Source organism: Janthinobacterium sp. 35, assembly GCF_002754575.1.
GTDB classification, from domain to species: Bacteria; Pseudomonadota; Gammaproteobacteria; order Burkholderiales; family Burkholderiaceae_D; genus Janthinobacterium; species Janthinobacterium tructae.
In genome coordinates this window covers 3,658,966-3,684,635 of the sequence record NZ_PEFN01000001.1, presented here as the reverse complement: position 1 = coordinate 3,684,635, position 25,670 = coordinate 3,658,966, and the positions used below count along the sequence as shown (strand labels likewise).

The following is a 25,670-nucleotide window of genomic DNA, read 5'->3' as shown; positions in this document are numbered from 1 at the left end:
AAAAACCATGGCTGAAAACCATGGTTTTTTCATTTCGCCCTTGAGATTGCGCACATAGTTATCAAAAAGCAAATTCCGTGGAGGCGTTTTTGCAGCCACCTTCGATTACAATGACGCCTACTTTATGTTGCTACAGTTGCCAGAATGGCGATGACGTGCGTTACCAAGGATTTTCATGCTCGGCCTGACCTCTGTTTGTGTTTTTCTCTTTTCGGCATTGGCGCTGGCTGTCAACAGCGGATACTCCCTTGGCGCGCTGGTGCTGTTGCTGGCCAGCAGCTGGCTGCTTTGGAAACGCCCCCGTCTGCATCTGCAGCGACGGGACTATCTGCTGATGGGCGTGATGCTGGCCTATTTCCTTATTTTCACCGCCAATATGCTGTATCACGGCGATCCTGGACGCGAATTCGACATACCATTAAGGGCGCTGCTGGCCGTGCCGGTACTGCTGCTGCTGCTTGCATATCCGCCTGCGCCCGCTGCCTGGTGGGGCGGCCTGTCCATCGGTGCCATCGCTGGCGTCATGCTGGCGACCTGGCAACTGCTCGCGCTGCAGATGGAACGTCCTCTGGCCGCAACCAGCAATGCCATCCATTACGGGAATGTCAGCATGCTGTTCGGTATGCTTGCACTATGCGGCCTGGGCTGGGCGCGCGCGCAGAGCCAGCGCACGGCCTGGACGCTTCTATTGCTCGCTGGCGGCCTGGCAGGCATCCTTGGTTCCCTTATCAGCGGCAGTCGTAGTGGCTGGCTCGCCCTACCCATATGTATCTGCTGCATCGCCGTCCACTACGCCAAGGCACATGGACAACGTTACCTTGGCGGCGCCTTGGCGCTCCTGTTCGCCATAGGGGCCGCAGCCTATCTCATGCCGAACTCGACATTACGCGAACGTACAACCACCGCCATGAGCGAGCTGGAAAAGTTCGACAACAATGACAATATCAACACTTCCATCGGAGAACGCCTGGAAATGTGGCGCATGACCCTGCAAATGGTCGACGCGCATAATATATGGACAGGCATGGGACGCACGGGCTACCTGGCGCGAAAATATGCGCTGGCGGACGAGGGGAAAATGACTGCAGTGATCCGTAACTATACAAATGCCCATAACGATTACCTGGATGTGCTGGTCAAGCGCGGCATCACCGGCGTACTGGCCCTGCTGACCCTGTTCCTGGTGCCGCTGGCGCTCTTCGCGCGCTCCTTGCGGCGCGACAGCGCTGCGGCCCAGCCCTATGCGCTGGCCGGCGTGGTGCTATGCACGTGCTACATGATTTTTGGCCTGACAACGAGCTCGCTCACCTTAAATATCGGCATCATCATGCTGGTTTTCCCGATGGTGATATTGTGGTCCATGCTGCGCCAGCAAGAACGCACTCCCTGAGCTCGTTTTCCGCCTGACCGTTTTTGCTGTCCCCTGCAAGGAACCATACCGATGCTCACGCCCGACCTGAAGCGCCTCACCGCGCTGCACGCGCCCTATAAGAAACATCTGGCCCTGGCCTTGCTGGCGATGGTCGCCACGGCGGCCACGGAGCCGCTGTTGCCGTATGCGCTCAAGCTGCTGCTCGACAATGGCTTTGGCGGCAAGGTGAATTTTTCCTTCTGGCTGGTGCCGCTGATCGTCATCGGTATCTTTGCCATCCGCGGCGCATCGACGTTTGCCAGCAGTTACCTGATGAGCTATGTCTCCACACGCATCCTCAACGAACTGCGGCGCAGGATGTTTGCCAGCATGCTGAACTTGCCCATCGACTTCTATAACACGCACACGGTGGGCAAAGTCATCAACTCCATCATGTTTGAAGTGCAGCAGATCATCGAAATGGTGACCAAGGTGTTTACGTCGATCGTGCGCTCCTCGCTGACCGTGCTGGGCCTGCTGGCGTGGCTGCTGTACCTGAACTGGGTGCTGACCCTGGTGACCCTGGTGCTGCTGCCCCTGCTGACCGTCGTCGTGCGCACCACGGGCAAGCGCCTGAAAAAACTCAACCGCGACTCGCTGGCCGTCAATGCCGAGCTGACCCAGGTCATCGAGGAAACCACGCGCGCCCAGCAAGTGATCAAGATCTTTGGCGGCCAGGACTACGAAAAATCGCGCTTCGAAGAGCGTGCCGAGCAATTGCGCCGCTACAGCATGCGCATGACGACGACCTTTTCCGCCACCGTGCCCATCACCCAGGTGATCACGGCCGCCGCCGTGGCCCTGGTCATCGTGATGGCCCTGTTTCAGTCGGAACAGGGCCAAATCACGGTCGGCGGCTTCGTCTCCTTCATCACGGCCATGCTGATGCTGCTGACACCGTTAAAACAGCTGGCCGAAGTCAATGGCCCCCTGCAGCGCGGCATGGCCGCCGCCGAGGAAGTCTTCCAGCTGATCGACAAGACGCCGGAACGCACGGGTGGCAAGCCGCTCGCTGACCGCAGCAAAGGCCGCATCGAATTCAAGGACGTGAGCTTTGCCTACCCTGGACATCAGGAGCCTGCCCTGCGGCACATCGATCTGAGCATCGCGCCAGGACAAACGGTCGCCTTTGTCGGCATGTCCGGCGGCGGCAAATCGACTCTGGTCAGCCTGCTGCCCGGCTTTTACTCGGCCAGCAGTGGCGAGATCTTGCTCGATGGTCAGAATATCGACGCCATCACCCTGACCAGCCTGCGCAGCCAGATCGCCATGGTCAGCCAGCAGGTGGTACTGTTCGACGATACCCTGGCCGCGAATATCGCGTATGGCGATGCGGCCCCGGACCGGCAGCGCATCGAAGCGGCCGCCACGGCCGCCTTCCTGTCGGACGTCATCGACGGCTTGCCCGATGGCCTGGAAACACGCTTGGGCGACAACGGCTCGCGCCTGTCCGGCGGCCAGCGCCAGCGCGTGGCCATCGCCCGCGCCATCTACAAAGATGCGCCCATCCTGATCCTTGATGAAGCCACCTCGGCACTGGATACGGAGGCGGAACGGGCCGTGCAAGCGGCACTGGAATACCTGATGCAAGGTAAAACCACCTTAGTTATTGCTCATCGGCTATCAACAATTGAACGTGCGGACCGTATCGTGGTATTGTCACATGGGAAAATAATGGAAACCGGCTGTCACCAGCAATTATTGGATGCCAACGGCGCGTATGCCAATCTGCATCGCCTGCAATTTTCCCAGCAGTAATTTGACACCATCGAATGAATACCTGAAATCGTACTGATACATGACGCCTCTGATTCCCGCCGAACTTCTACAAAAGACGGACAAAATTCTTTTCATCGCCCATCTGGCGCTGGGAGACTTTACCTACCTGCAAAACGGTTTCCGCGCCTTTGCTGCGGCCTATCCCCATATCCAGATCCACCTGTGGGTCGACGAAGTCCGCCGCACGTCCGACGCCAGGCAATGGGAAGGCTTGCGCACCTATTCGCTGTATGACTGGGTAGAACAGTCGGGCCTGTTCGCCAAGGTGTACCGCAAGACCTACAGCCCCGCGCTCTACGAAGAATCCTTGCGCGAAGCACAGGCGGAGCACTATCCTGTCGTCGTGTCGCTGGCCCACGTACGGCCGCAGCAGTACGCGGATCTTGCCCGCGCGATCAGCCCGCGTGGGCTGGTGATCGGCACGCGCAAACCGTTCAGCCCGCTACGCCCCTGGCATTACCTGGCCTACCGCAAGATCGATGCCGTGCTGGCGTCGTATGCGGGGCAGGATGCCGGCGAGCACCATATCAGCAGCGTGTATGCGGACTGGTTCCATCAATTGACGGGACTCGACATTCCCGTGGCAGAACGCTATCCCTTCGTGCACGTTCCCGAACTCGCGCTGCAGCAGGCGCAGGAACAGTTGAACGCCTGGGGCTTCGCCCCGCGCCAGGGTCCGCTCGTACTCCTGAATCCGTTCGCCAAATCGCACAAGCGCGGCTGGCCGCTGGAGCGCATTGCCGAGCTGATCGCACGCATGCAGGCGATGCCGAAGTGGGCAAATGCCTGCTTCCTGATCAATGCCATGCCGCAGGAACTGGCCAAGGTGAATGCCGTGGTGCAAGCGCATGGCTTGCCGCGCACGCAAGCCTTCAGCGCCGTCGACAACTTTTTCCAGCTGCCGGCCATGCTGGCGCAATGTGACCTGATTATTTCGGTGGAAACGTCGATCATGCATCTGGCGAACGCCGTGCATGTGCCCGTGGTGGCGCTGATGCGCAAGAAAAATCCCGAATGGGCCCCGTTCGACAGCGCCAACAGCACCGTCATCACGGTGGCGCGACGCAGCGACTGGGTCAAGGCGATCTCGGTCGATCAGGTATTGCAGACCATCGCCTAGACAACGCCGCAGCGGCTAACCGGTGCCCAGCATGCTGATGCGCACCAGGTCGGCCACATTATCGACACCGAGCTTGTCCATCAGGCGCGCCTTGTGCACTTCCACCGTACGCACGGAAATGCCGAGCGCCGGGGCGATATCGCGGTTGTGCTGACCCGTCACCACCAACTGCATCACCTCGCGCTCGCGCGGCGTCAAGGCGCGCAGCAAAGCTTGGCCCTCCACCTGACGCTGCAACTGGCCGCGTGCGTGCGCCTCGCGCGAAAACGCTTCATCGATGGCGGCCAGCAGCTTGTCGTGGTCAAATGGTTTTTCCAGGAAATCGCTGGCCTGCGCCTTGAATGCCTGACGTGCCAGCGCCACGTCGCCGTGCCCCGTGATGATAATGACGGGCAGCATGCAGTTGAGCTCCAGCAGGCGGCGCTGCAGACTCAGGCCATCCATGCCCGACATGCGGATATCGATCAGCAGGCAACCGGCCCACTCGGGCCGCCAGCTGTGCAGGAAATCCTCGCCACAGGAAAACAGGGCCGTGCGATAGCCGCGTATACCCAACAGCAAACCCAGCGCATCGCGCACGGCGGGATCGTCGTCCACGATAAATACCGTCAAATTACTTGTCACCACACTCTCCCGTCGCGGCTGCACTGGCGTGCGCCAAGGGCAGGATAAAACGAAAAATCCCATGCTTGCCCACTTCGGCCCATAGCTGGCCGCCATGCGCTTCGACGATGCTACGGCTGAGCACCAGCCCCAGCCCCAGGCCGCTGGCCTTGGTCGAGACAAACGGTTCGAACAGGCGTGCGGCCAGGCTGTTGGAAATGCCGGGCCCGCTATCTTCCACGGACAGGCGCAGCCGACCGCCGTCGAGGGGCTCGGCCGAGACCGTGATGCGGCGCTGGCCGCGCGGCTGGCCCATCACCGCATCCTGTGCATTGGCCAGCAAGTTACGCAGTACCAGCTCGATTTGCAGGCGGTCCGCATTGACGGCCAGCGGCGACGGAGGCGCCAGCAGCAGCTCGATGCCATGTTCATGGAACAGCGGCGTGAACTGGCGCGCCAAGCCTTCGATCAAGGCGCTTGCCTCCACCGCCTCGAGCTGCATCGCGCCGGTACGGAAAAAGTCGCGCAGGCGGCGCACCACGTCCGCGGCGCGTCCCGATTCAACGATCATGTGCCCGATGGCGCTCTGCAGCAAGGCGCCGTTCTCGCCCCGTTCCAGCAGGTATTCACACGCCTTGCCGTAAGTGGACAAGGCCGTCAACGGCTGGTTCAGCTCATGCGCGATCGCGGCTGCCATCTCGCCGGCAGCCGCCAGCCGCATCGTGTGTTTCAGTTCGTCAGCCACCTGGCGCATTTCATCGACGACGATGCCGATAAAAAATCCCACCAGGGCCAGCACAGCATCGAGCAGTTGCAATTCATAAAACTGAATATCGACCGCATGCGTCCATTTCACCAGGGTGATGATGCATAGTTGCAATACAAACACGGCCAGCACGGCGCCATGCAAGCCCTGGCGCGAGGCGGCCCAGATCACGGGAAGAAACAGGAAATAGAAATGCTTGTATTCGGAACGCACGATGGAACCGAAGACACTCCACAGCACAAAGCTGGCCAGGGCCAGATACGCCAGGGTTTCCCAGCGCCAGACGGCGGCATGCAGGCGCTCCCGCCCGCGCTCGCTGAACAGTACCCAGATCAGCGGCATCGACACCAGCATCCCGACCGTGTCGCCGATGCCGAAACGCCATACGGCCGTGCCCCACTCGCCGGCCGGTATGCGTCCCGTGAGCGACAGCAATGAAATATAGCCGAGCGCATTGAGCACGGTGCCCAACAGCACGATGGCGACCCAGGTACCCAGGCGGCGCCGGTTGTCGAAGATATCGCCGCTGCTGAAACTGCGGCGCAAAGCAGCGCCGATACCGCCATAGCCGAGCACCAGCCACGCCGAACAGAGCAAGGTCAGGGGCAGACCTGCCGGCATGCCGCGCACCAGCACCTCGCCAGCCAGCAAGGCAATAAACCACGGCAGAGCCGCCTTGCGGCCGTGGATCAGCCAAAACACCAGGCCCAGCGCGGGATCGGGATTCCAGGGGGTGATGTTCAGCCCTTACATCGGGTCGATATACGTGGCCCAGTCAAACAGCAGATACAGGCCGACAAAGGACGGATACGGCAGGTAGCGGGACAGGAATGGGCGCATAACGGTGTTTTTTTAACTGTCCCGCATTATGCATCGCAGGCGCGCGCCACGCCATGTCATCTTGCGTTACAAGCACATGCAATAATCTTCATGCCATATCACAAAGCTCCCCAGCGCACTCAGGCATCGGCCAAGGGCAACCTGACCTCCACCAGCAAGCCCATACCGCCATTACCGCTATGTAACTGAATCGTGCCGCCGTGCTGGCGCACGACAGAAGCGACGATGGACAAGCCCAGGCCACTGCCCGGCTGTACCTGCTGCGGCGCGCGGAAAAAGCGATCGAACACGCGCGCATACAGCGCCGGCGCGATACCCGGCCCCTGATCGGCCACATGCAACACGGCCTGGCCCCGCTCCGCATGCAGCGACACCGTCACGCTGCTGCCGCGCGGACTGTACTTGATGGCGTTTTCCACCAGATTGTCGATCAGCGACACCAGGCTCTCGCGCTGTCCGGGCACGCTGAGCGAAACGCTGGCCTGCAACTCGAGCTCGATATCGCCCGCCTGGGCCAGGCCGGACAGGGCCGCCAGCCGATCTTGCAGCAAGGTATCGAGCGCCTGCCGCCGCGGCAGCTCGCCAGCACCTGCCTGCACTTCGCTGCGCGTCAGTTGCAGCAACTGCCCCACCAGGCGCGCGGCACGGTTACCACTGTTCAAGATACCGTCCAGCAACTCTTGCTGGCGTGCGTCATGTGCCTGGCCCTGCAAGGCCTCGACATTCACGCGCATGGCCGCCAGCGGCGTGCGCAGCTCATGCGTAGCGTCGGCGATGAAGCTACGTTCACGCGCGGCACTGGCATCGACCCGTTGCAGCAGAGCGTTGATATTGTCGACCAATGCCGCCAGTTCGCCATGCGGCGGCTTGAACGCCAGCGGACGCAAATCCTGCGGCCCGCGCGCCGCTACCTCCTGCGCCACCTTGCGCCACGGGCGCATGGCAAGGCGGATCGACAGCCAGGCCGGCACCAGCAAGAACGGCAGGCTGATCAGCAGCGGCAACAGGTAATAGCCATGTGAATTGATCGTGATAAAAAACTGCCAGGGCCCGCCCACTTCCAGCACCGTCACGCGCGTGGTCCCCTCAGTCAGGCTACGGCTGCGCCAGGCCTGTCCCTTGATGTAGATCACTTCCATCTGCTCGGGGCCGGCGCTGCGAATACCGCTGGGTGCTGCGGGGGATTTGTAGACCAGCGTGCCCTCGCGCCAGACCAGGATGCGCGGCGCCAGTTCCGGCACTTTCCCCATTTCAAACTCTTCGCGCAAGGCTTCGTCGATGGCGCGCAAGCTTTGCTCCTGTCGCGGCGGCTGCTCGGCCAGGTTATCGGCCACGCTGATAATGGCGTGCAAGACGCCACGGCCCACATTGCTCGCTTCGCCCGTACCCTCGATCAGCACATACGCGACCGCCAGGCTCCACAGCACGGTCAGCATCAGCATCTGCGCCAGCATCAGGCGGCGCACCAGGGTAGGCCGGCGCAGCATGGCCCAGAAACGCCCCATCATGCGCCGGCACCCGGCGGAGTGGATGTTTCGCCTTGCTGGTCGATGACATAGCCAACGCCGCGCACGGTACGGATATAGCCTTCGCCTATCTTGCGGCGCAGGTTACCCATATGCACATCGAGGGTATTGCTGGCATTGGCCAGCCCGCCGGGCAGGATATGTTCCTCCAGCACGCGGCGCGTAATGACGCGGTTGGCGCGCATCAGCAAGGTCTTCAGCAAGGCATATTCACTGGCGGTGAGCTCCACCGGCCGGCCGTGCACGCTGACACGGCGCGTGGGCACTTGCAGCAACAGGCCGCGCAACTCGATGGTGTCGCCATCGAAGCCATAGCTGCGGCGTGCCAGCGCGCGCACGCGCGACAGCAGTTCGGCCAGCACAAACGGCTTCACCAGGTAATCGTCGGCGCCGCCGTCCAGACCCCGCAGGCGCTGTTCCAGCGTATCGCGGGCGCTGAGGATCAGCACCGGCAGGCGGGCTGCGCGCAGCCGGGCCAGCAAGTCGAGGCCATCGCCGTCCGGCAAGCCCAGGTCCAGCAGCACCAGTTCGCAGCTGTCGTGTTCGATGCTGCGCGCAGCATCCTCCAGGCTGCGCACCCACACCACTTGCATGCCCTGGTCGCGCAAGGCGATGCGCACGCCGTTGCCCAGGTCCATGTCGTCTTCAATCAGCAGTATCTTCATGGTGAGTATTAAACCATCACAAGCTGAAGAATGGGTAAAGACACGCTCTTCATGCAATCTTAATAAAAGGCTCATTTTTCCTTCATGGCACAGGCCGATACTGTCAGCAGTCAATCGAGCCACTCCGGACTCGGTTCTCCACCTGACGGAAAACCCATGCACGCACCCACAACCCTGCTGACCTCGCTGGCACTTGCCAGCGGCATGATCTTCACCCCCCTGGCCGCCGTGGCGGCCGAACCGCCTGCGGAAAACGTCTTCACCATCGGTGGCGGCGTCGCCGCCGTATCCAGCTATTCCGGCTCCGACAAACTGTCGGCTTCGCCGCTGATCATCCTCGACTATGCCATGGCCAATGGCCTGTTCATCAGCACCTCGCGCGGCATCGGCTATGGCGGCCAGGCTGGGTCCTTCAGTTATGGCGCCGCGCTGGGCTACCGCGGCAAGCGCGAAGACCACAAGCGCACGGGCGTCAACGGCTGGGGTGGCAGCGATTATCTGAAGGGCATGGGAGAGGTCAAGGGCAACGCCAGCGCCTTGCTCAGCGCAGGCTATTCGCCATTGCCGGGCCTGTCGCTGAGCGTGTCGAGCGACATTCCCCTGTCGAATCGCGAAAATGGCGCGAACGTGCATTTCGGCGCAACAGGCCAGATCTACGGCCGCGCCGATGCCAAGGGTGTGCAGCAGGACAGCGTGAGCATTGGTGGCCAGCTGGGCTGGGGCGAGCGCAAGTACGTGCAGACCATGTATGGCGTAACGGCCACCCAGGCCGCAAATACTTCGTTCAAGCAATACACGCCCAAGGGCGGTTTCTATGAAGCACAGGCCACCGTCAACTGGGAGCACCGCTTCGATGCGCGCTGGGGCATCAATACCCTGGTCGGCGTCGAGCACCGCATGGGCGACGCGGCCAAGAGCCCCATCGTGCAGCGCAAGACATCCCCGATCGGCGCCGTGTATGTCACCTACCGCTATTAAAACCGGGGCGACATAAGGGGAACCCGTACGCTGTTTCGCTAATTTACAGAGGGGAACAGCATGGATAAGATGGCATGGTTTTCCGACTATGGCCATCCCTTCCATGCATGCACCGCGCCCGGGACAGCGCCGCAGGCGCGGGCGGCAAGACCGTTCGCAGCTCGCCTTCAGCACGCATATTGTCGCCGGCGAGCTGCTGTTTACGATCCTCGATACGGCTGAATTGCTCGGTTGCCACGAAATCGTCCCGCCGGCCCTGCGGCACGGTCCCTGGCAGCGCCGCTTTGCCGGCGCGCTGGCACGCAAGCTGGCGCGCGCCACGCGCAGCGCCACGGTCTTGCTGGCCGATACCGACGGCATGAGCGGGCCGCCGCCTGCCTGAAGCGCCGCCGGCGCCCGCCATACACACACATGGAAACTCTTTGATGACACAAACTATTACCCTGCATGCGGGCCTGAGCAATATGCAGCCGGGCATGTCACGCGTGCGCGAACTGCTCAAGCTGCAATTGCGGGCGCAGCTTCAGCGCCGGCAGACGCGCATCTGGTTACAGCTGCTCAATTCCCATCCCGTGTTCAAGGACTTGCTGCAAGCCTATCCGCGCATGATGCACAAGGTGTACCGCCATTACCTGAGCACGAACCTGTCATGCCGCCAGCGCGTCGCCTTGCTGGTCGAGCACTATCATTTCATCCTGCAACAAGGCTGGGGCAAGTTGATGACGCAGGCGGCGCGCGCGCCCGTGCGTCTGGGTACCGTACTGGGAAAATCGGGTGCGCCCTACCACCTGCAGCTGTGCTCGCTACAACCGATGGACCGCGAAGGCGAGATGGTCCTGCAACTGGCGCATGGCGATGATGTGATCTACTCGGTCGCGTTTTCCTTTTTCGGTTCCCGCGCACGCGCCAGCATGGGCGTGGGCATCGGCTGCATCCAGGGTCCGCGCGGCGCGGAAGGCTTGCGCCGCGTGCGCGAAGCCACGCGCGACCTGCATGGCATGCGCCCCAAGGCCCTGATGGTACGCCTGGTGCGCCAGTTGGGACATGAACATGGCTGCCGCAACATGGTGCTTGTAGGCAACGCCAACCGCGCCGTCCACCATTCCGCCAAAAAGGGCCGGCTGTTCGCCGACTACAATTCCCTTTGGCAAGAACTTGGCGCCCAGGCACGCAAGGATGGCGATTTTGAGCTGCCATGCGAAAACCTGCCCCTGCCTGCCCTGGAAGACATTCCGTCAAAAAAACGCTCGGAAGCACGCAAACGCCACGAACTGACGCTGGCCATGATCGGCAGTCTGCGTAGCGGCCTCGACGCCCATCGCAGCCCGGTGCAGGTCGCCACGGCAGGCACTGCGGCAGCCGCCAACGAGGCACGGCAAGCGACCGACCTGGAAGACAACGACTACGCTGACGCTGCGGCCTGAGCCCCCCTGCGGCACACGCTTCAACCCGCGCACGGCACAATCCTGTTACGCTAGCACTATCGGCACGCACTGCGGTGCGCCGGTTCCCCCAACGTTTACTAGGAGGCATTCATGCGCGTAGACATCTACCGCCGGGCCGAGCACGACGGCATTTTTTCCTACCTCGCCGTGCCGGAAGGAAAGATCATTCCTGAAGAGGTGACCAATACCGACTGGCAACTCGAAGTACGCGCCAGCGAAGTGGCCGACGATGCCGAGATCTTGCCCGACTACCATATCGAACAGCCGCACCAGCAGATCGCCGCCAAGGGTTACGCGATCACGGGCCTGAAAGACATGTAAACGAAAAAAGCCAAACCAGCATGTCTGCAGTTTGGCTTTGTTGTCTGCGCCGGGCGGTGCCGGTCAGTATTCGACCGCCACCTCTTGCGCACCCAGCATTTGCTCGAGTGCCATCTGCAATTCATCCGATGGCGCCACTTTCCACTCGTCCCCGAACTGCAGCACGCAACTGACGCCTTGCGGGCTGACCCGCGCAGCGATCGGCAAGCCCGTCTCGGCCCGGTGCGGCAGGATCACGTCACGGATACGCTTGGCATCCAGCGTGGCCGGCAAGGTCAGGCCCAACTGGCGGCCATACTGCACGCGCGCGGCGATGATGTCGAAGGCGCTCTCGGCCGTAATCCGCAAGCCACCCGAAAAACGGTCTTCCGACACCTTGCCCACGACGGCGAGGAATTCATCTTCCTTGAAGATTTTCCGGTTGGCATCGAACAATTCGCCATACACGGTCACTTCCACCGTACCGCTCTTGTCGTCCAGGGTGACGATGAGTATCTTGCCGCGCTGCGTCATCTGCGTGCGCAAGCCCGTGATGACGCCCGCCATCATGCGCGGTTCGCGCGACGGCGACAATTCAGACAGTTTCGTGCGCGCAAAACGGCGCGCCTCGGGCGCATACGAATCGAACAGGTGGCCGGACAGGTAAAAGCCCAGGGCGATCTTTTCTTCCGTCAGGCGCTGCTTGTCACTCCACACGGGCACTTTGACGTACTCGGGCGGCGCCACCATGTCGCTGTCGTCGCCGCCGAACAGGCTCACCTGATTCGCCGCCTTGGCGGCCTGATCGGCGCATTCCATGGCGAACGCCACGGATGCGAGCAGGATGGCGCGGTCGACCTTCAGACAGTCGAAGGCACCGCTGCGTATCAGGGACTCGATGGTGCGGCGGTTAATTTGCTTTTTATCCACGCGCTTGCAGAAATCGAACAGGCTGGTGAAGGGTCCGCCCGCTTCGCGCGCGGCGATGATGGCTTCGATGGCGTTCTGGCCGGAACCCTTCACGGCGCCGAGGCCATAGCGGATCTGCGTGACTTTCTTGCCGCTCACGGACGGCGCCGCGCCGCTCGGCGTGAAGCGGTAGTCCGATTCGTTGATATCCGGCGGCAACAAGGTCAGCTTGCAGATTTCCAGCGAGTCTTCCACCAGGATCTTGATCTTGTCCGTGTCATCCATGGCCAGCGACAAGTTGGCGGCCATGAAGGCGGCCGTGTGGTGCGCCTTCAAATACGCCGTGTGGTACGACAGCAAGGCGTAGGCGGCGGCGTGCGATTTGTTGAAACCGTAACCGGCGAACTTTTCCATCAAGTCGAAGATCTCGTCGGCCTTGGCGGCCGTCAAGCCATCCTTGGCCGCACCGGCACGGAAGATCTCGCGGTGCTCGGCCATCTCTTCGGCCTTCTTTTTACCCATGGCGCGGCGCAGCATGTCGGCGCCGCCCAGCGAGTAGCCGCCGACGATCTGCGCCATCTGCATCACCTGCTCCTGATACACCATGATGCCGTAGGTTTCGGACAGAATCGCTTCCGTGCGCGGATCGGGGTAATCGAAGCGTTCGCCGTGCTTGCGCTTGCAGAAGTCGGGGATCAGGTCCATCGGGCCCGGACGGTACAGGGCCACGAGCGCGATAATGTCTTCGAAACGGTCGGGACGCGCGTCTTTCAGCATGCCCTGCATGCCGCGCGACTCGAGCTGGAACACGGCCACGGTCTTGGCCTTGGTCAGCAAGTCGTAGGACGGCTTGTCGTTCAGCGGCAAGGTGGCCAGGTCGAAATCGGCTTGCGCGGGATCGAGCTGCTTGATGTAGCGTACGGCGCGGTCGAGGATGGTGAGCGTAGTCAGACCCAAAAAGTCGAACTTCACCAGGCCGACGGCCTCCACGTCATCCTTGTCGTACTGCGACACGACGCCCGAGTCGCCACCCTGCGTGTACAGCGGGCAAAAGTCTGTCAGCTTGCCGGGGGCGATCAGCACGCCCCCCGCGTGCATGCCGATATTGCGCGTGATGCCTTCGACTTGCTGCGCCAGCTCCAGCAACTGCTTGACCTCTTCCTCGTTCTCCAGCCGCTCCTTGAGCAGCGGCTCTTCCTCGATGGCGTCGGCGATCGACACGGGCTTGCCCGGCTTGAACGGGATCAGCTTCGAGATGCCGTCGCAGAAGTTGTAGCCGAAGTCCATCACGCGGCCCACGTCGCGGATCGCGCCCTTGGCGGCCATGGTACCGAAGGTGGCGATCTGCGAGACGGCCTCCTTGCCATACAAATCCTTGACGTGCTGGATGACGCGGTCGCGCCCTTCCTGGCAAAAGTCGATATCGAAGTCGGGCATCGAGACGCGTTCGGGATTGAGAAAACGCTCGAACAGCAGGTTGTATTGCAATGGATCCAGATCGGTAATGAGCAGCGAATACGCCACCAGCGAACCGGCACCCGAACCGCGGCCCGGGCCGACGGGTACGCCGTTTTCCTTGGCCCACTGGATAAACTCGGCCACGATGAGGAAGTAGCCGGGGAATTTCATGTTGCAAATCGTGTCCGTCTCGAATTTCAAGCGCGACTCGTAGCGCGGGCGCTCCTTTTCACGGCGCTCGGGATCGGGATACAGCTGCAATAGCCGTTTTTCCAGGCCCGCCTGCGATTCGGCAACGAGGAACTCGTCGATCGTCATGCCGGGCGGCGTGGGGAAGTTCGGCAGTTGTGGCTTGCCCAGGGTCAAGGTCAGGTTGCAGCGCTTGGCGATTTCCACGGAATTGGCCAATGCGACCGGCAAGTCGGCGAACAATTCCGCCATGTCCGCCTGCGACAGGAAGCGCTGGCTGTCGTTGAAGCGCTTCACGCGCTTGGCGTTGGCCAGCATTTCGCCTTCGGCGATACAGGTGCGGGCTTCGTGGGCAATAAATTCCTCTGGGGAAATAAATTGGACGGGATGCGTGGCCACCACGGGTAAACCGAGCTTGGCCGCCAGCGCCACCGCATGGCGCACCTGCGCTTCCTGGTTGGCCTGGCCGCCGCGCTGGATTTCGACATAGAAGTGGCCGGGGAAAATCTCGGCCCAGCGCTGGGCGTTGCGTTCGGCCAAGGCCAGGTTGCCATTCTCGATAGCAATGCCAACATCGCCGAAATGCGCGCCGGACAGGGCGATCAAGCCATTCGCCGCGCTTTCGCCCGGGTACAGGTCATAGGTATTCGTCGCCAGCGCCTGCAGCCACTCGGTGCGCAGTTCCGCGCGTCCCTTGTACTGGTTGGTCAGCCAGGCCATCGACAGCAGTTCGCACAGTTGCAAATAGCCCATGCGATTCTTCGCCAGCAACAGCAGCCGCGACGGTTTTTCGCGGTTGTCGTCATTCGTGATCCACACGTCGACCCCGACGATGGGCTTGATGCCCTTGCCGCGCGCTTCCTTGTAGAACTTGACCATGCCAAACAGGTTCGACAAGTCGGTGACGGCCAGCGCCACCTGCTTGTCCTTCGCCGCCGCCTTGACCACGTCGTCGATGCGCACCAGGCCATCGACGATCGAGTACTCCGAGTGCACGCGCAAGTGGACGAAGGCGGGACCGGCCTGCACCGCTTGCTGTGAACCCGCCGGAGCGCCGGCCTCTTGCATTACCATTTCCATCCTGTGTACCGTTTCGTGCAAAATTCAATGGGGTCTATTCTACCGCGTCGCGCGTGCGGACCGGGTATCCGGCCTGGCCCGTCGGGCTTATAATATCGGCTGTTCAGTCTAAGCCGATCGCCATCATGCAAGCCATCACCACAGCAACACCCGCCGTTTCCGCCGCTGTCAACCCGCTGGCCGTCACGTTTGTCAATATCGCCGCGTATAAATTCATCACGCTCGACGATACGGAAGCCATGCGTCCCCTGTATCAGGAGCAATGCCTGGCGCTGGAACTGAAGGGCACCATCCTGCTGACACCGGAAGGCATCAATATGTTCCTGTCGGGCACGCGTGAGCATATCGACAGCTTCCTCGCCTGGGTCCGCAGCGACGAGCGTCTGGCCGATCTGGAATGGAAGGAAAGCTTGTCGAACGAGCAATCGCACAAGCGCATGCTGGTCAAGCTGAAAAAAGAAATCATCACCATGCGCATGCCGCTGATCAAGCCGGAACTGGGCCGCGCCCCGTCCGTCGATGCGCACACGCTCAAGCGCTGGCTCGACGCCGGCGTCGACGACGCGGGCAAACCCGTGGTGATGATGGAAACGCGCAACGCCTTCGAGGTGGACGTGGGCACGTTCAACAACACGCTCGATTACCGTATCGACAAGTTTACGGAATTCCCGGCCGTTGCCGCCGCGCACAAGGAAGAACTGGAAGGCAAGACCGTCGTCACCTTCTGCACGGGCGGCATCCGCTGCGAAAAGGCCGCCATCCACATGAAGGAAATCGGCTACGACAGCGTGTACCAGCTCGACGGCGGCATCCTGAAGTATTTCGAGGAAGTGGGCGGCGAGCACTATACGGGCGACTGTTTCGTGTTCGACTACCGCACGGCCCTGAACCCGAAACTGGAACCGACGGAAACGGTGCAATGTTTCGTCTGCCGCGCCGTCGTCACGCCGCGCCAGCAACTGGCGCCGGAATACGTGTATGAGGTGTCTTGCCCGCATTGCCACGATAAAACGATGCCGTAATGTGCTTCTGATGTCGCCATTTCCCAGGCGACATCCTTAAAAAATCAATTTCACAATGGCAATTGATCAGCATTTTTTCTGCCAGGCTTGGCAGTGTCCAGGCGGCTCAAAAAGCAAACAAATGTAACAATATTGGATTTGTTTGCCATTCTCATAAACACTGGCGTCCCCTGCCTCTGTGAGTCATGCGAAAGATTCAACCGGCGGCGGCTTCGTGCCGACCTGCCCCCATGCGGCTTGCCTATGGAAAAAGAACAACATACCTTGCGGAAAGCGTTGACCAGGACGTGCCCAAACTACTGCAAACATGGCAATTTAGGGGGTTCTGAATTATAATCAAGAGTTAAGGATTGATTGATTTTTTCAGTTATTAACATCATGAAATATACGCATCTTGGATAGACAGATTCTCGTTGCCTATTATTTTTAAAGAAATGAATTAAGCAGTACCTCTTATTTGTATTTTTTTGCACAGGAAGCTCAGATGATTTTAGTGACAGGTGGTGCGGGCTTTATCGGATCGAATTTTGTTCTGGATTGGCTCGCGCAAAGTAATGAACCGGTAATTAATCTGGATAAGCTGACGTATGCAGGAAATCTGAATAACTTGCTGGCGGTACAAAACGACCCGCGTCACATGTTTGTCAAAGGCGACATCAATGACAGCGCCTTGCTGGCGCAGTTATTGGCACAGCATAAGCCACGCGCCATCGTGCATTTCGCGGCGGAGAGCCATGTCGATCGTTCGATTCATGGACCAGCAGAATTCATCAGCACCAATATCAATGGCACCTTCAGCCTGCTGGAAGCAGTGCGAGTCCATTGGCAAGCACTGCCTGAAGCAGAACGCGCGGCATTCCGCTTCCTGCATGTCTCGACCGATGAGGTATACGGAACACTGGGCCCGGACGATGCGCCGTTTACAGAAACCACGCCTTATGCGCCCAACAGCCCTTACTCGGCAACAAAGGCAGCCTCGGACCATTTGGTGCGCTCCTATCATCACACCTATGGCTTGCCGACGCTGACCACCAATTGCTCGAATAATTATGGCTCTTACCACTTCCCGGAAAAGCTGATTCCCCTGATTATTGCCAACGCACGCGCAGGCAAGTCCTTGCCTATCTATGGCGATGGCCAGCAGGTGCGCGACTGGTTGTATGTCAGCGATCACTGCACGGCCATTCGACGGGTACTGGAAAGCGGACGCACGGGAGAGACCTACAATATCGGCGGCTGGAACGAAAAAGCCAATCTCGACGTCGTCCATACCCTGTGCGACATCCTCGATGAACTGCAACCGAAGACAACTGGCGGCAGCTATCGCGAACAAATCAGCTATGTTGCCGACAGGCCAGGTCATGATCGCCGCTATGCCATCGATGCGCGCAAAATTGAGCGCGAACTGGGCTGGAAGCCTTCAGAAACCTTCGATACGGGCATCCGCAAGACGGTGCAGTGGTATCTGGACAACGATGCATGGGTGCGCGACGTCCAGTCCGGCGCCTACCTGACGTGGCTTGAAAAAAATTATACGGCCCGCGCCGAACAGAATACGGAGGCTTGATGGAAGCCAAACTGGCTCGCAAGGGCATTATCCTGGCTGGGGGGTCCGGCACACGCCTGTATCCCGTGACCATGTCGGTCTCGAAACAACTGTTGCCCGTGTACGACAAGCCGATGATTTACTATCCGCTGACAACGTTGATGCTGGCGGGAATACGCGACATCCTGATCATTTCCACGCCCGCCGATACGCCCCGTTTCCGGGAGTTGCTTGGTGACGGCAGCCAATGGGGGATTAACCTGAGCTATGCGGTACAGCCATCACCCGATGGTCTGGCACAGGCGTTCATCATCGGCCGCGAGTTCCTGGGCGATGCGCCCTCGGCATTAATCCTGGGCGACAATATTTATTATGGCCATGATTTCGAATCGAGCTTGTCTGCCGCTTCCGAGCGCACCGACGGCGCGACCGTATTTGCCTATCATGTGCAAGATCCGGAGCGCTATGGCGTGGTGGAATTCGACGCCAATCAGCAAGCCATCAGCATCGAAGAAAAGCCTTTGCAGCCAAAGTCGAATTATGCCGTCACCGGCCTGTATTTTTACGACAAGGACATTGCCGATATCGCTGCATCGATCAAGCCGTCCGCCCGGGGCGAACTTGAAATTACCGATGTCAACCGCGTCTATTTGAAGCGCGGCACGCTCAAGGTGGAACGCATGGGCCGCGGCATGGCTTGGCTCGATACGGGGACGCACGAGTCACTGCTCGAAGCGGGCCAGTTTATTGCCACCATCGAACATCGCCAGGGCTTGAAAGTTGCCTGCCCTGAGGAAATTGCTTACCGCAAAGGCTACATTACTGCCACCCAGTTGGAACAACTGGCCCAACCGCTGAAAAAGAACGGTTACGGACAATACTTGTTACGCCTGTTGAATGATACGATTTTTTAAGCTATGCAAATTCAAACCACTGCCATTCCCGACGTATTGATTCTCGAACCCAACGTATTTGGCGATGACCGGGGCTTTTTTTACGAAAGCTTCAACCAGCAGCGCTTTGCCGACTTGACGGGTATTGCAGACAATTTCGTCCAGGATAACCACTCCAAGTCCAGCAAGAATGTCCTGCGCGGCCTGCACTATCAGATCCAGCAACCGCAAGGCAAGCTAGTGCGCGTTACCGCAGGCGCAGTCTTTGACGTCGCGGTGGACTTGCGCGCCAGCTCGGCCACATTCGGGCAATGGGTCGGTGTCACGCTGTCGGCCGAGAACAAGCGCCAGCTCTGGATTCCGGAAGGCTTTGCGCATGGTTTCATCGTCCTGAGCGAGTCGGCCGAGTTCCTCTATAAAACGACCGATTACTGGGCGCCTGAATTCGAACGCAGCATACTCTGGAACGACCCGGCTCTAGGCATCACCTGGCCAGGCGATGGCGAGCCCATGCTGTCGAGCAAAGACCAGCTGGGCAAACTGCTGGCGGACGCCGAGGTGTTCGCGTGAAAATCCTCATCACCGGAAAAAATGGCCAGGTCGGCTATGAGCTGGAACGCAGCCTGCAGGGCATCGGTCATATTATCGCTGTCGACCGCAGCGAGATGGACTTGAGCGACCTGGATCAGGTACGCGACGTTATCCGCAAAATCCAGCCAAACCTGATCATCAATCCTGCCGCCTACACGGCTGTCGACAAGGCCGAGACCGACGAGGAACTGGCCATGCGTGTGAACGCGCAGGCGCCGGGCATCATGGCGGAGGAAGCCGCACGGCTGGGCGCAGCCCTCATCCATTACAGCACCGATTATGTGTTTGACGGCACGGCCACGACACCCTACGTGGAAACGGCCGCCACCAATCCGCTCAACATCTATGGCAAGAGCAAGCTGGCAGGCGAACAAGCCATCGCCGCCTCGGGTGCAGCGCACCTGATCTTGCGTACCAGTTGGGTATATGGCACGCGCGGCAAGAACTTCCTGTTGACCGTGCAACGTCTGGCGCAGGACCGCAGCGAACTGCGCATTGTCGGCGACCAGACCGGTTCGCCCACTTGGTGCCGCACGATTGCCGACGTGACGGCGCACATCGTCAGCCAGTCGCGCACCGGCGACCATGGCTGGTGGCGGGAAAATGGCGGACTGTATCACCTGACGTCGCAAGGCAGCACCTCCTGGGCCGGCTTCACGGAAGAAATCCTGCGCAACACCCCGCCGGCCGCACCTGTACACGTTCAAGCCATCGCCACGACCGATTATCCCTTGCCCGCCAGGCGCCCCATGTATTCTCTGCTCTCTTGCGCCAAGCTGATCGACCGCTTTGGTCCCTTACCACAATGGGACGCCGCTTTAAGGTTGTGTCAATCCTGACTCTGCCCCTGCCTAACGCTCGTCGGCTCAGCGGCCTCCGGCATCGCATACTCCAATTACTCATATCATGGTTAACCATAGCTATAAAGATACTTTATCCAAAGCAAAGATTCTGGTCGTCGGCGATGTTATGCTCGACCGCTACTGGTTTGGACAAGTCAATCGCATTTCCCCGGAAGCACCGGTTCCCATCGCGAAGATTTCCCATCGCGAAGACCGCGCGGGCGGCGCGGCCAACGTGGCGCGTAATATTTCCAGCCTGGGCGGCCAGGCGACGTTACTTTCAGTCATAGGCCAGGACGAGGCAGGCGATACTCTGGAAAGCTTACTCAAAGAAAATGACGTCAATACACAGCTATATCGAGATAGCAATATTTCCACGACTGTGAAATTGCGCGTGCTGTCTCGTCAACAGCAATTGCTGCGCATTGATTTCGAGGAAATTCCTACGGACGAGATTTTGACGAACAAGCTCGAAATCTACTCCAAGCTGGTCAGCGAACATGATCTGGTGATTCTGTCCGACTATGGCAAGGGATGCCTGCGCTATGCGGAAAAAATGATTGTTGCCGCGCGTGCGCTGGGCAAGCCGGTCCTCGTCGACCCCAAGGGTAGCGATTATAGCCATTACAAGGGAGCGACGCTGCTCACACCTAACCGCATGGAATTCCAGGCCGTGGCGGGCAACTGGTCCGACGAAGCCGCGCTGACCCAAAAAGCCCAGGCGCTGCGCCAGGAGCTCCAGCTCGACGCGCTGCTGGTAACGCGCAGCGAAGAAGGCATGTCCCTTTACCAGAAGGACGAGGTCTTGCACCAGCCCACGGTTGCGCGCCAGGTTTTTGACGTCTCCGGCGCCGGAGATACCGTGATCGGCACGCTCGGCCTGATGCTGGCGGCCGGGTATGGCTATGAAGAAGCTATCAGCATCGCCAACCGCGCGGCCGGCATCGTTGTCGGCAAGCTGGGCACGGCAGTGGTAAGCCAAGAAGAACTGTTCTGCTAGGAGAAAGTATGTATATCGTTGTAACAGGTGCTGCAGGACTCATTGGTTCCAATATCGTCAAAGCGCTCAATGCGCGTGGCCATCGCCAAATCATCGCAGTTGACAACTTGACGCGCGGCGATAAATTCCGCAATCTGGTCGATTGCGATATCAGCGACTACATCGACAAGACGGAGTTCTTGAGCAAGCTGGCCAGCCCTGCATACGCAGGAAAGATCAGCGCCGTCTTTCACCAGGGTGCCTGTTCCGACACCATGGAGACGGATGGCAAATACATGATGGAAAACAATTTCCGTTATTCGCTGGCCTTGCTCGATTACTGCCAAGAAAATAAAGTTCCCTTCCTGTATGCATCCAGCGCTTCGGTGTATGGCACGGGCAGCATCTTCAAGGAAGAGCGCGAGTTTGAAAAGCCATTGAATATCTATGGCTATTCGAAATTCCTGTTCGACCAGATCGTACGCGAACGCATGGCCGACCTGACTTCCCAGGTGGTCGGATTCCGCTACTTTAACGTCTATGGCCCCCGCGAGGAGCACAAGCAACGCATGGCATCGGTGGCATTCCACCACTACCATCAATACCGCGAACATGGCAAGGTCAAGCTGTTTGAAGGCCGCGATGGCTATGCCGATGGCGGGCAGTTGCGCGACTTCGTTTCCGTCGAGGATGTCGTCAAGGTGAATCTGTGGTTCCTGGATCACCCGCAACAGTCCGGCATTTTCAATCTGGGTACCGGACAATCGCAGCCGTTCAATGACATCGCCGTCGCTGCCGTCAACACTTGCCGCGAACTCGATGCGCTGGCGCCACTGACCCGTGAAGACATGGTGGCACAAGGCATGTTGGAATACATCAAGTTTCCCGATGCATTGATCGGCAAGTATCAATCCTTTACCCAGGCAGATATCTCGCGCCTGCGGGCAGCCGGCTATGACGCACCGTTCTACTCCGTCTCGGAGGGAGTGAGCAGGTACATCCGGAACTGGCTGCACGCCCGATGAGATTATCTTGCTAAAGAACATACTAAAGAACTCGATACTCACAGCATTAATACGGGGTGCCTCATTTGGCGTGCGGATATTCGCTCTCCTGATTGCGGCGCGCTATTCGGAACCGGCATATTTTGCCACGATTGCCCTGTTCTTTACGGTTGCCGAAATTGGACGCCTGCTGGCCGATTTCGGCATCGATACGTACACCATGCGCGAGTATGCATCGCATCGCAACAAGGCGGTGCTGCGTCAGACGATAGGTGCGGCGATGAGCGCCAAGCTGGTGCTGGGCTTGCTGGTGGCCATCGCCAGCACGGTCGTCATGCTGCATTTGCGGCCTGGCGAGCTTGGCTCGACCTTGCCCTTTGCGCTCATGGTCATGTCGCCGCTGCTGATGAACTTGCCGATCAATTTTTTTATCGCCAAGATGCGCGGGCGCCATATCGCGCCGTTCGTGGCCATGGCGGGCTTGTTGTCACTCGGTGTTTTTTATGGTTTGTTCACGTTTGCCAGCAATCCGGCGCTGGCATTCTTTTCCATTCCTGCGGCCGAAGCCCTGGTTGGCCTGTTCCTGATTGCGAAGGTGCCCGTCATGCGCGGTAGCCTGGCCTGCCTGAATTTCCCGGGCATGCTGAAACTGCTGAAAATGACCTTGCCGATTGCCGCCGCGACCATCCTGGGCATCACCTATGGACGCATGGATGTGTTTTTCCTGGAGAAATTCCGTAGCGCTGAAGAACTGGGACTCTATGCGTTTGCCGTGCGTCTGGTGGAACCGTTTCAATTTATTGCAGGCGCATTGGCCGTCAATGCCTATGGCCATATCGCCAGCTCGTTGAAAACCTCGGTGGCGGCGGCATCGGCAGTAAATGCCCGTTACCGCAAAGTCATGGCCCTGTACGCTGGCTTGGCCCTGTTGGCAGTACTGCTGTTGGCGAATGTCCTGTTGCTGTATACGTTTAAACAATATGCTGCCGCGCAAGCGATGCTGAATGTGATCGGATGTATCTTGATTTTCAAGTGCGGCAACTTGATCAGTACCGCTGCCATCCAGGCGCATGGGAAGTATAAATTCATCACCTCGGTCGCGGTCTGGAACTTTACCTTCCTGTCCGTTGCGATGCTGCTGCTGGTACCCCGCTTCGGTGCTTATGGCGCCTTGTTTTCGATACTGGCAATGGAATCGCTTAATTTTCTTATTCAAAATATTCTTTTAAGAAAATTACAAAAGAGCAATAATAGAGATGATTAAAAATACCGCTATCCGTACTTTCATGGTCTTGAGCGTCCTCCTGGGCCTGCTCTGCGCGCGCATCCTGGCGCTGCTGACGCGCCGGCAGCCCCATGCCGGCTTGCGCCTGCTCGTCGTGCGCCTGGACCAGACCTTGGGCGACAGTGCCATGAATTCGCCCTTGCTGCGCGAACTGAGGCGTGCCTATCCGGATGCCGACATCACGCTGATCGTACATCCGCGCATCCAGGCGATGGTCCAGCATTGTCCGTACGTCAACCATATCACGACGTACGACTGGGGCAGTTCGCTGCCGAAAAGCTTGTTGATACGGCACTGGTTGAGCCTCAAGTTCTGCTGGACCCACTTCCGTTTGCAACAGCCGGATATTGCCATCGTCCCGCGCTTTGACGAAGATCATCATGCGGGCTTCATCGCCCTCTTCAGCGGGGCAAAGCGGCGCATCGCCTATACGGAAAAAGCGACGCAACGCAAGCAGGTGCTCAATGCCGGCTTTGACAGGTTGTACACTGATATCCTGCCTGCGCTTGGCCTGAAGCATGAAGTCGAACGCAATCTCGATATCGTGCGCCACCTGGGTTTTCAGCCGGCCGATACGGCACTGGAATTCTGGGGTGCCGCACAGGACGATGCCTATGCACAACAGCTCCTCAAGGAGCACGTCCCCGCTGGCAGCATGCTCATCGGCCTGGGCCTGTCCGGCGGCTATTCCATCCTGAAGCGCTGGCCCCTGCAGTATTATGTGGAACTGGCTAGCCTGTTACAAGAAAAACACACGGAGCGGGAACTCACCATTTTGCTCGTCGGCGGCAAGGATGACACGGCTTTGGGCGCGCAATTCGAAGCGAATTTCCCCGGCAAAGTCGTCAATATGATCGCAAAGACCAGCATCGCGCAGATGGCGGCCTTGCTCAGGCACTGTGATCGCTTCATCGGCAATGATTCTGGCGCCATGCACATCGCGGCAGCGTCAAACATCAATGTCACCGGCATATTTGGCTCAAGCTGCCATCATCGTTTCAGTGCTTGGGGACAACGCTGCCAGTCAGTCTCGCTGGAACTGGAGTGCGGCCCCTGCGGGCGTGGCCACATAATAGATCGTTGCAATACCTGCATTTATGCTTCACCAAAATGCATGGATGATTTATTGCCACTGGCGATCATGAAGGCGATATACAAATGATCATATTCCTGTGCCTGATAAATTATCTGTTGATCCTGTTTTCAGTTTACATTTTTTGCGTTAAAAATGGGACCATCAGCCTGAACGGATTTTTCTTCTTTTCCGTCGGCTATGCCTACTATTGGCTGACGCCTTATTTCCTATCGTCTTTGTTAGGTTCGACGGCGCCGGAAGAATTGCAGATAGTCATTGAGCGCTTTGTTTCGATTACCGATGAAACCAGCCTGAGATACCTGGTATTGTCCTTTCTGTTTTATGCCATCTTCACGTTTTTTTATTACGTCAGCTTCAATGGCAAGTCGCCGCGCAAGCCGATCACTCAAAAATCGGAACGGGCCATACGTTTCTGGTCAGTCATGAGCTGCCTTGGCATTGGCTTGGCAGCGTTGATGGCCATCCCCATCAAGCATTATTTCTTTACAGGCTATGACGCTGCATTATTTGAAAATTACCAGGATGGCGTGGTGCAGGATGCTTTGCCACGTGGAACGTTCATCGCGTCCACCTCGATTCTGTTTTCCATGGCATTCATGCGCGCGGTCATGAAGCATGGACATATGCAAAAGATATTGCCTGTATTGACCGATCCATTCATGCTTGCGTACTATTTCTTTGCGATTCTGGCGCTCTCTTTGGGTGGACGCCTGTATTTTGCAACCAATATGCTCACTGTAATTATCTTCTTCTCGACCTACTTTTCCTGGCGAGTAAAGCTCAGCGAATTTTTCGTGTTGGGGTTGGCAGGTATCGGCAGTGCGGCAATGTGGGGGGTATTGAGGGCAGGCAGCGATTTTTCGCTGTTCAACATGGCGTTGAATCTTGCGCAGGAACCGTTGCTCACCTCTATTTCATCTTTTTCGTTCTTAACCAGCGGAAAGCTTCCATTAATCAATTTCCCATCGTTTCTGATCAGTGATTTCATTAACCTGATTCCTTCGGTCATCTTTCCGGGGAAGATTAACTATCTGCTCAATCCGCTAAATTTTGGCTATGACTTCGCCATGCCGCTCGGCGGCCTGCATGTTTTCGTATCACTACTGATTAATTTTGGCATCACTGGCGCTGCCGTATTTTTTGCGGCGGTTGGCTATTTGATGGGAAATTACCGGAAAACCGTCAGCACTCAGAAAATAGTAATCTATAGCCTGATCTGTGCCTGCATGACATTCACGTTCAACCGCGATCCATTTTCCGTATCAATCGTGAAGAATATTTTCGAAAATTCTTTCCTGATTCCTTTTATTCTCTATTCAATTCAAAAGAAATTTTTCAAATAA

At 58.7% G+C, this 25,670-nt stretch carries 22 protein-coding genes; 17 read left to right on the top strand and 5 right to left on the bottom strand.

Going from position 1 to position 25,670, the window contains the following annotated elements; genetic code table 11:
- Nucleotides 1-175: 175 nt before the first annotated feature.
- Genes CLU93_RS16405 through CLU93_RS16395 form a run of 3 tightly spaced genes read left to right on the top strand, consistent with a single transcriptional unit; the run spans nucleotide 176 to nucleotide 4,310 of the window.
- Nucleotides 176-1,390 carry an O-antigen ligase family protein gene (locus CLU93_RS16405; protein ID WP_099762319.1) on the top strand — a complete coding sequence of 405 codons (1,215 nt, stop codon included), beginning with the start codon at nucleotides 176-178 and terminating at the stop codon, nucleotides 1,388-1,390.
- Between the two features lie 51 nt (nucleotides 1,391-1,441).
- Entirely contained in the window at nucleotides 1,442-3,169 is a 1,728-nt protein-coding gene (msbA, locus tag CLU93_RS16400) for a lipid A export permease/ATP-binding protein MsbA (protein WP_099762318.1), read from the top strand.
- Between the two features lie 40 nt (nucleotides 3,170-3,209).
- Nucleotides 3,210-4,310 carry a glycosyltransferase family 9 protein gene (locus CLU93_RS16395; protein ID WP_099762317.1) on the top strand — a complete coding sequence of 367 codons (1,101 nt, stop codon included), beginning with the start codon at nucleotides 3,210-3,212 and terminating at the stop codon, nucleotides 4,308-4,310.
- Between the two features lie 15 nt (nucleotides 4,311-4,325).
- Here CLU93_RS16395 and CLU93_RS16390 read toward each other — a convergent pair whose 3' ends face one another.
- The 4 genes from CLU93_RS16390 to CLU93_RS16375 form a co-directional block, all read right to left on the bottom strand.
- The gene (locus CLU93_RS16390) at nucleotides 4,326-4,934 is read right to left on the bottom strand and encodes a response regulator transcription factor (RefSeq protein WP_207781041.1); all 609 of its coding nucleotides are present in this window, start codon (nucleotides 4,932-4,934) and stop codon (nucleotides 4,326-4,328) included.
- On the bottom strand, nucleotides 4,924-6,417 hold the full coding sequence (locus tag CLU93_RS16385; RefSeq protein WP_257225134.1) for a sensor histidine kinase: 1,494 nt from the start codon (nucleotides 6,415-6,417) through the stop codon (nucleotides 4,924-4,926). The genes CLU93_RS16390 and CLU93_RS16385 overlap by 11 nt, the downstream gene beginning before the upstream one ends.
- A 221-nt stretch (nucleotides 6,418-6,638) precedes the next feature.
- The gene (locus CLU93_RS16380; protein ID WP_099762316.1) at nucleotides 6,639-8,027 is read right to left on the bottom strand and encodes an ATP-binding protein; all 1,389 of its coding nucleotides are present in this window, start codon (nucleotides 8,025-8,027) and stop codon (nucleotides 6,639-6,641) included.
- Complete coding sequence (locus tag CLU93_RS16375) at nucleotides 8,024-8,710, bottom strand: response regulator (RefSeq protein ID WP_034786469.1); 687 nt, start codon at nucleotides 8,708-8,710, stop codon at nucleotides 8,024-8,026. Before CLU93_RS16375 ends, CLU93_RS16380 begins: the two co-directional genes overlap by 4 nt.
- Before the next feature lie 156 nt (nucleotides 8,711-8,866).
- On the opposite strand from CLU93_RS16375, the gene CLU93_RS16370 reads away from it, so the two are divergent.
- The 4 genes from CLU93_RS16370 (at nucleotide 8,867) to CLU93_RS16355 (ending at nucleotide 11,454) form a co-directional block, all read left to right on the top strand.
- Nucleotides 8,867-9,688 (top strand): MipA/OmpV family protein, encoded by an 822-nt coding sequence (locus tag CLU93_RS16370; protein WP_165829531.1) that lies wholly within the window; start codon nucleotides 8,867-8,869, stop codon nucleotides 9,686-9,688.
- Nucleotides 9,689-9,791: 103 nt separating this feature from the next.
- Complete coding sequence (locus CLU93_RS16365) at nucleotides 9,792-10,070, top strand: hypothetical protein (protein ID WP_133250821.1); 279 nt, start codon at nucleotides 9,792-9,794, stop codon at nucleotides 10,068-10,070.
- Nucleotides 10,071-10,113: 43 nt separating this feature from the next.
- Nucleotides 10,114-11,112: a VirK/YbjX family protein gene (locus CLU93_RS16360; RefSeq protein WP_099762313.1), complete on the top strand. Its 999-nt coding sequence runs from the start codon at nucleotides 10,114-10,116 to the stop codon at nucleotides 11,110-11,112.
- Between the two features lie 111 nt (nucleotides 11,113-11,223).
- On the top strand, nucleotides 11,224-11,454 hold the full coding sequence (locus CLU93_RS16355) for a DUF6139 family protein (protein WP_071075660.1): 231 nt from the start codon (nucleotides 11,224-11,226) through the stop codon (nucleotides 11,452-11,454).
- A gap of 63 nt (nucleotides 11,455-11,517) precedes the next feature.
- Here the strand turns inward: CLU93_RS16355 and dnaE are convergent, their stop codons facing one another.
- On the bottom strand, nucleotides 11,518-15,057 hold the full coding sequence (gene dnaE / locus CLU93_RS16350) for a DNA polymerase III subunit alpha (protein WP_243420342.1): 3,540 nt from the start codon (nucleotides 15,055-15,057) through the stop codon (nucleotides 11,518-11,520).
- Nucleotides 15,058-15,194: 137 nt separating this feature from the next.
- On the opposite strand from dnaE, the gene CLU93_RS16345 reads away from it, so the two are divergent.
- The 10 genes from CLU93_RS16345 (at nucleotide 15,195) to CLU93_RS16300 (ending at nucleotide 25,670) form a co-directional block, all read left to right on the top strand.
- Nucleotides 15,195-16,091 (top strand): sulfurtransferase, encoded by an 897-nt coding sequence (locus CLU93_RS16345; protein WP_165829532.1) that lies wholly within the window; start codon nucleotides 15,195-15,197, stop codon nucleotides 16,089-16,091.
- A gap of 484 nt (nucleotides 16,092-16,575) precedes the next feature.
- The gene (rfbB, locus tag CLU93_RS16340; protein ID WP_099762311.1) at nucleotides 16,576-17,658 is read left to right on the top strand and encodes a dTDP-glucose 4,6-dehydratase; all 1,083 of its coding nucleotides are present in this window, start codon (nucleotides 16,576-16,578) and stop codon (nucleotides 17,656-17,658) included.
- Complete coding sequence (gene rfbA, locus CLU93_RS16335) at nucleotides 17,658-18,551, top strand: glucose-1-phosphate thymidylyltransferase RfbA (protein ID WP_099762310.1); 894 nt, start codon at nucleotides 17,658-17,660, stop codon at nucleotides 18,549-18,551. Before rfbB ends, rfbA begins: the two co-directional genes overlap by 1 nt.
- Nucleotides 18,552-18,554: 3 nt before the next feature.
- Nucleotides 18,555-19,100: a dTDP-4-dehydrorhamnose 3,5-epimerase gene (rfbC, locus tag CLU93_RS16330; protein WP_099762309.1), complete on the top strand. Its 546-nt coding sequence runs from the start codon at nucleotides 18,555-18,557 to the stop codon at nucleotides 19,098-19,100.
- Nucleotides 19,097-19,960 carry a dTDP-4-dehydrorhamnose reductase gene (gene rfbD, locus CLU93_RS16325; RefSeq protein ID WP_099762308.1) on the top strand — a complete coding sequence of 288 codons (864 nt, stop codon included), beginning with the start codon at nucleotides 19,097-19,099 and terminating at the stop codon, nucleotides 19,958-19,960. The genes rfbC and rfbD overlap by 4 nt, the downstream gene beginning before the upstream one ends.
- Before the next feature lie 67 nt (nucleotides 19,961-20,027).
- Nucleotides 20,028-20,963 (top strand): D-glycero-beta-D-manno-heptose-7-phosphate kinase, encoded by a 936-nt coding sequence (rfaE1, locus tag CLU93_RS16320; protein ID WP_099762307.1) that lies wholly within the window; start codon nucleotides 20,028-20,030, stop codon nucleotides 20,961-20,963.
- A gap of 8 nt (nucleotides 20,964-20,971) precedes the next feature.
- Nucleotides 20,972-21,967, top strand: a complete 996-nt coding sequence (gene rfaD, locus CLU93_RS16315) for an ADP-glyceromanno-heptose 6-epimerase (RefSeq protein ID WP_099762306.1) — start codon at nucleotides 20,972-20,974, stop codon at nucleotides 21,965-21,967.
- A gap of 7 nt (nucleotides 21,968-21,974) precedes the next feature.
- Nucleotides 21,975-23,210 carry an oligosaccharide flippase family protein gene (locus tag CLU93_RS16310; protein WP_180287868.1) on the top strand — a complete coding sequence of 412 codons (1,236 nt, stop codon included), beginning with the start codon at nucleotides 21,975-21,977 and terminating at the stop codon, nucleotides 23,208-23,210.
- Nucleotides 23,203-24,393, top strand: a complete 1,191-nt coding sequence (locus tag CLU93_RS16305) for a glycosyltransferase family 9 protein (protein ID WP_099762304.1) — start codon at nucleotides 23,203-23,205, stop codon at nucleotides 24,391-24,393. The genes CLU93_RS16310 and CLU93_RS16305 overlap by 8 nt, the downstream gene beginning before the upstream one ends.
- Nucleotides 24,390-25,670 carry an O-antigen polymerase gene (locus CLU93_RS16300; protein ID WP_099762303.1) on the top strand — a complete coding sequence of 427 codons (1,281 nt, stop codon included), beginning with the start codon at nucleotides 24,390-24,392 and terminating at the stop codon, nucleotides 25,668-25,670. Before CLU93_RS16305 ends, CLU93_RS16300 begins: the two co-directional genes overlap by 4 nt.

Bases quoted from the DNA above. Each gene is read 5' to 3' on its own strand.
- CLU93_RS16300 (WP_099762303.1), top strand. From the start codon at position 24,390: ATGATCATATTCCTGTGCCTGATAAATTATCTGTTGATCCTGTTTTCA.
- CLU93_RS16365 (WP_133250821.1), top strand. From the start codon at position 9,792: ATGCATGCACCGCGCCCGGGACAGCGCCGCAGGCGCGGGCGGCAAGAC.
- rfbB (WP_099762311.1), top strand. From the start codon at position 16,576: ATGATTTTAGTGACAGGTGGTGCGGGCTTTATCGGATCGAATTTTGTT.
- CLU93_RS16375 (WP_034786469.1), bottom strand. From the start codon at position 8,710: ATGAAGATACTGCTGATTGAAGACGACATGGACCTGGGCAACGGCGTG.
- CLU93_RS16305 (WP_099762304.1), top strand. From the start codon at position 23,203: ATGATTAAAAATACCGCTATCCGTACTTTCATGGTCTTGAGCGTCCTC.
- CLU93_RS16395 (WP_099762317.1), top strand. From the start codon at position 3,210: ATGACGCCTCTGATTCCCGCCGAACTTCTACAAAAGACGGACAAAATT.
- CLU93_RS16405 (WP_099762319.1), top strand. From the start codon at position 176: ATGCTCGGCCTGACCTCTGTTTGTGTTTTTCTCTTTTCGGCATTGGCG.
- msbA (WP_099762318.1), top strand. From the start codon at position 1,442: ATGCTCACGCCCGACCTGAAGCGCCTCACCGCGCTGCACGCGCCCTAT.
- CLU93_RS16370 (WP_165829531.1), top strand. From the start codon at position 8,867: ATGCACGCACCCACAACCCTGCTGACCTCGCTGGCACTTGCCAGCGGC.
- CLU93_RS16345 (WP_165829532.1), top strand. From the start codon at position 15,195: ATGCAAGCCATCACCACAGCAACACCCGCCGTTTCCGCCGCTGTCAAC.
- CLU93_RS16360 (WP_099762313.1), top strand. From the start codon at position 10,114: ATGACACAAACTATTACCCTGCATGCGGGCCTGAGCAATATGCAGCCG.
- CLU93_RS16355 (WP_071075660.1), top strand. From the start codon at position 11,224: ATGCGCGTAGACATCTACCGCCGGGCCGAGCACGACGGCATTTTTTCC.
- rfbA (WP_099762310.1), top strand. From the start codon at position 17,658: ATGGAAGCCAAACTGGCTCGCAAGGGCATTATCCTGGCTGGGGGGTCC.
- rfaD (WP_099762306.1), top strand. From the start codon at position 20,972: ATGTATATCGTTGTAACAGGTGCTGCAGGACTCATTGGTTCCAATATC.
- rfbC (WP_099762309.1), top strand. From the start codon at position 18,555: ATGCAAATTCAAACCACTGCCATTCCCGACGTATTGATTCTCGAACCC.
- dnaE (WP_243420342.1), bottom strand. From the start codon at position 15,057: ATGCAAGAGGCCGGCGCTCCGGCGGGTTCACAGCAAGCGGTGCAGGCC.
- rfaE1 (WP_099762307.1), top strand. From the start codon at position 20,028: ATGGTTAACCATAGCTATAAAGATACTTTATCCAAAGCAAAGATTCTG.
- CLU93_RS16380 (WP_099762316.1), bottom strand. From the start codon at position 8,027: ATGATGGGGCGTTTCTGGGCCATGCTGCGCCGGCCTACCCTGGTGCGC.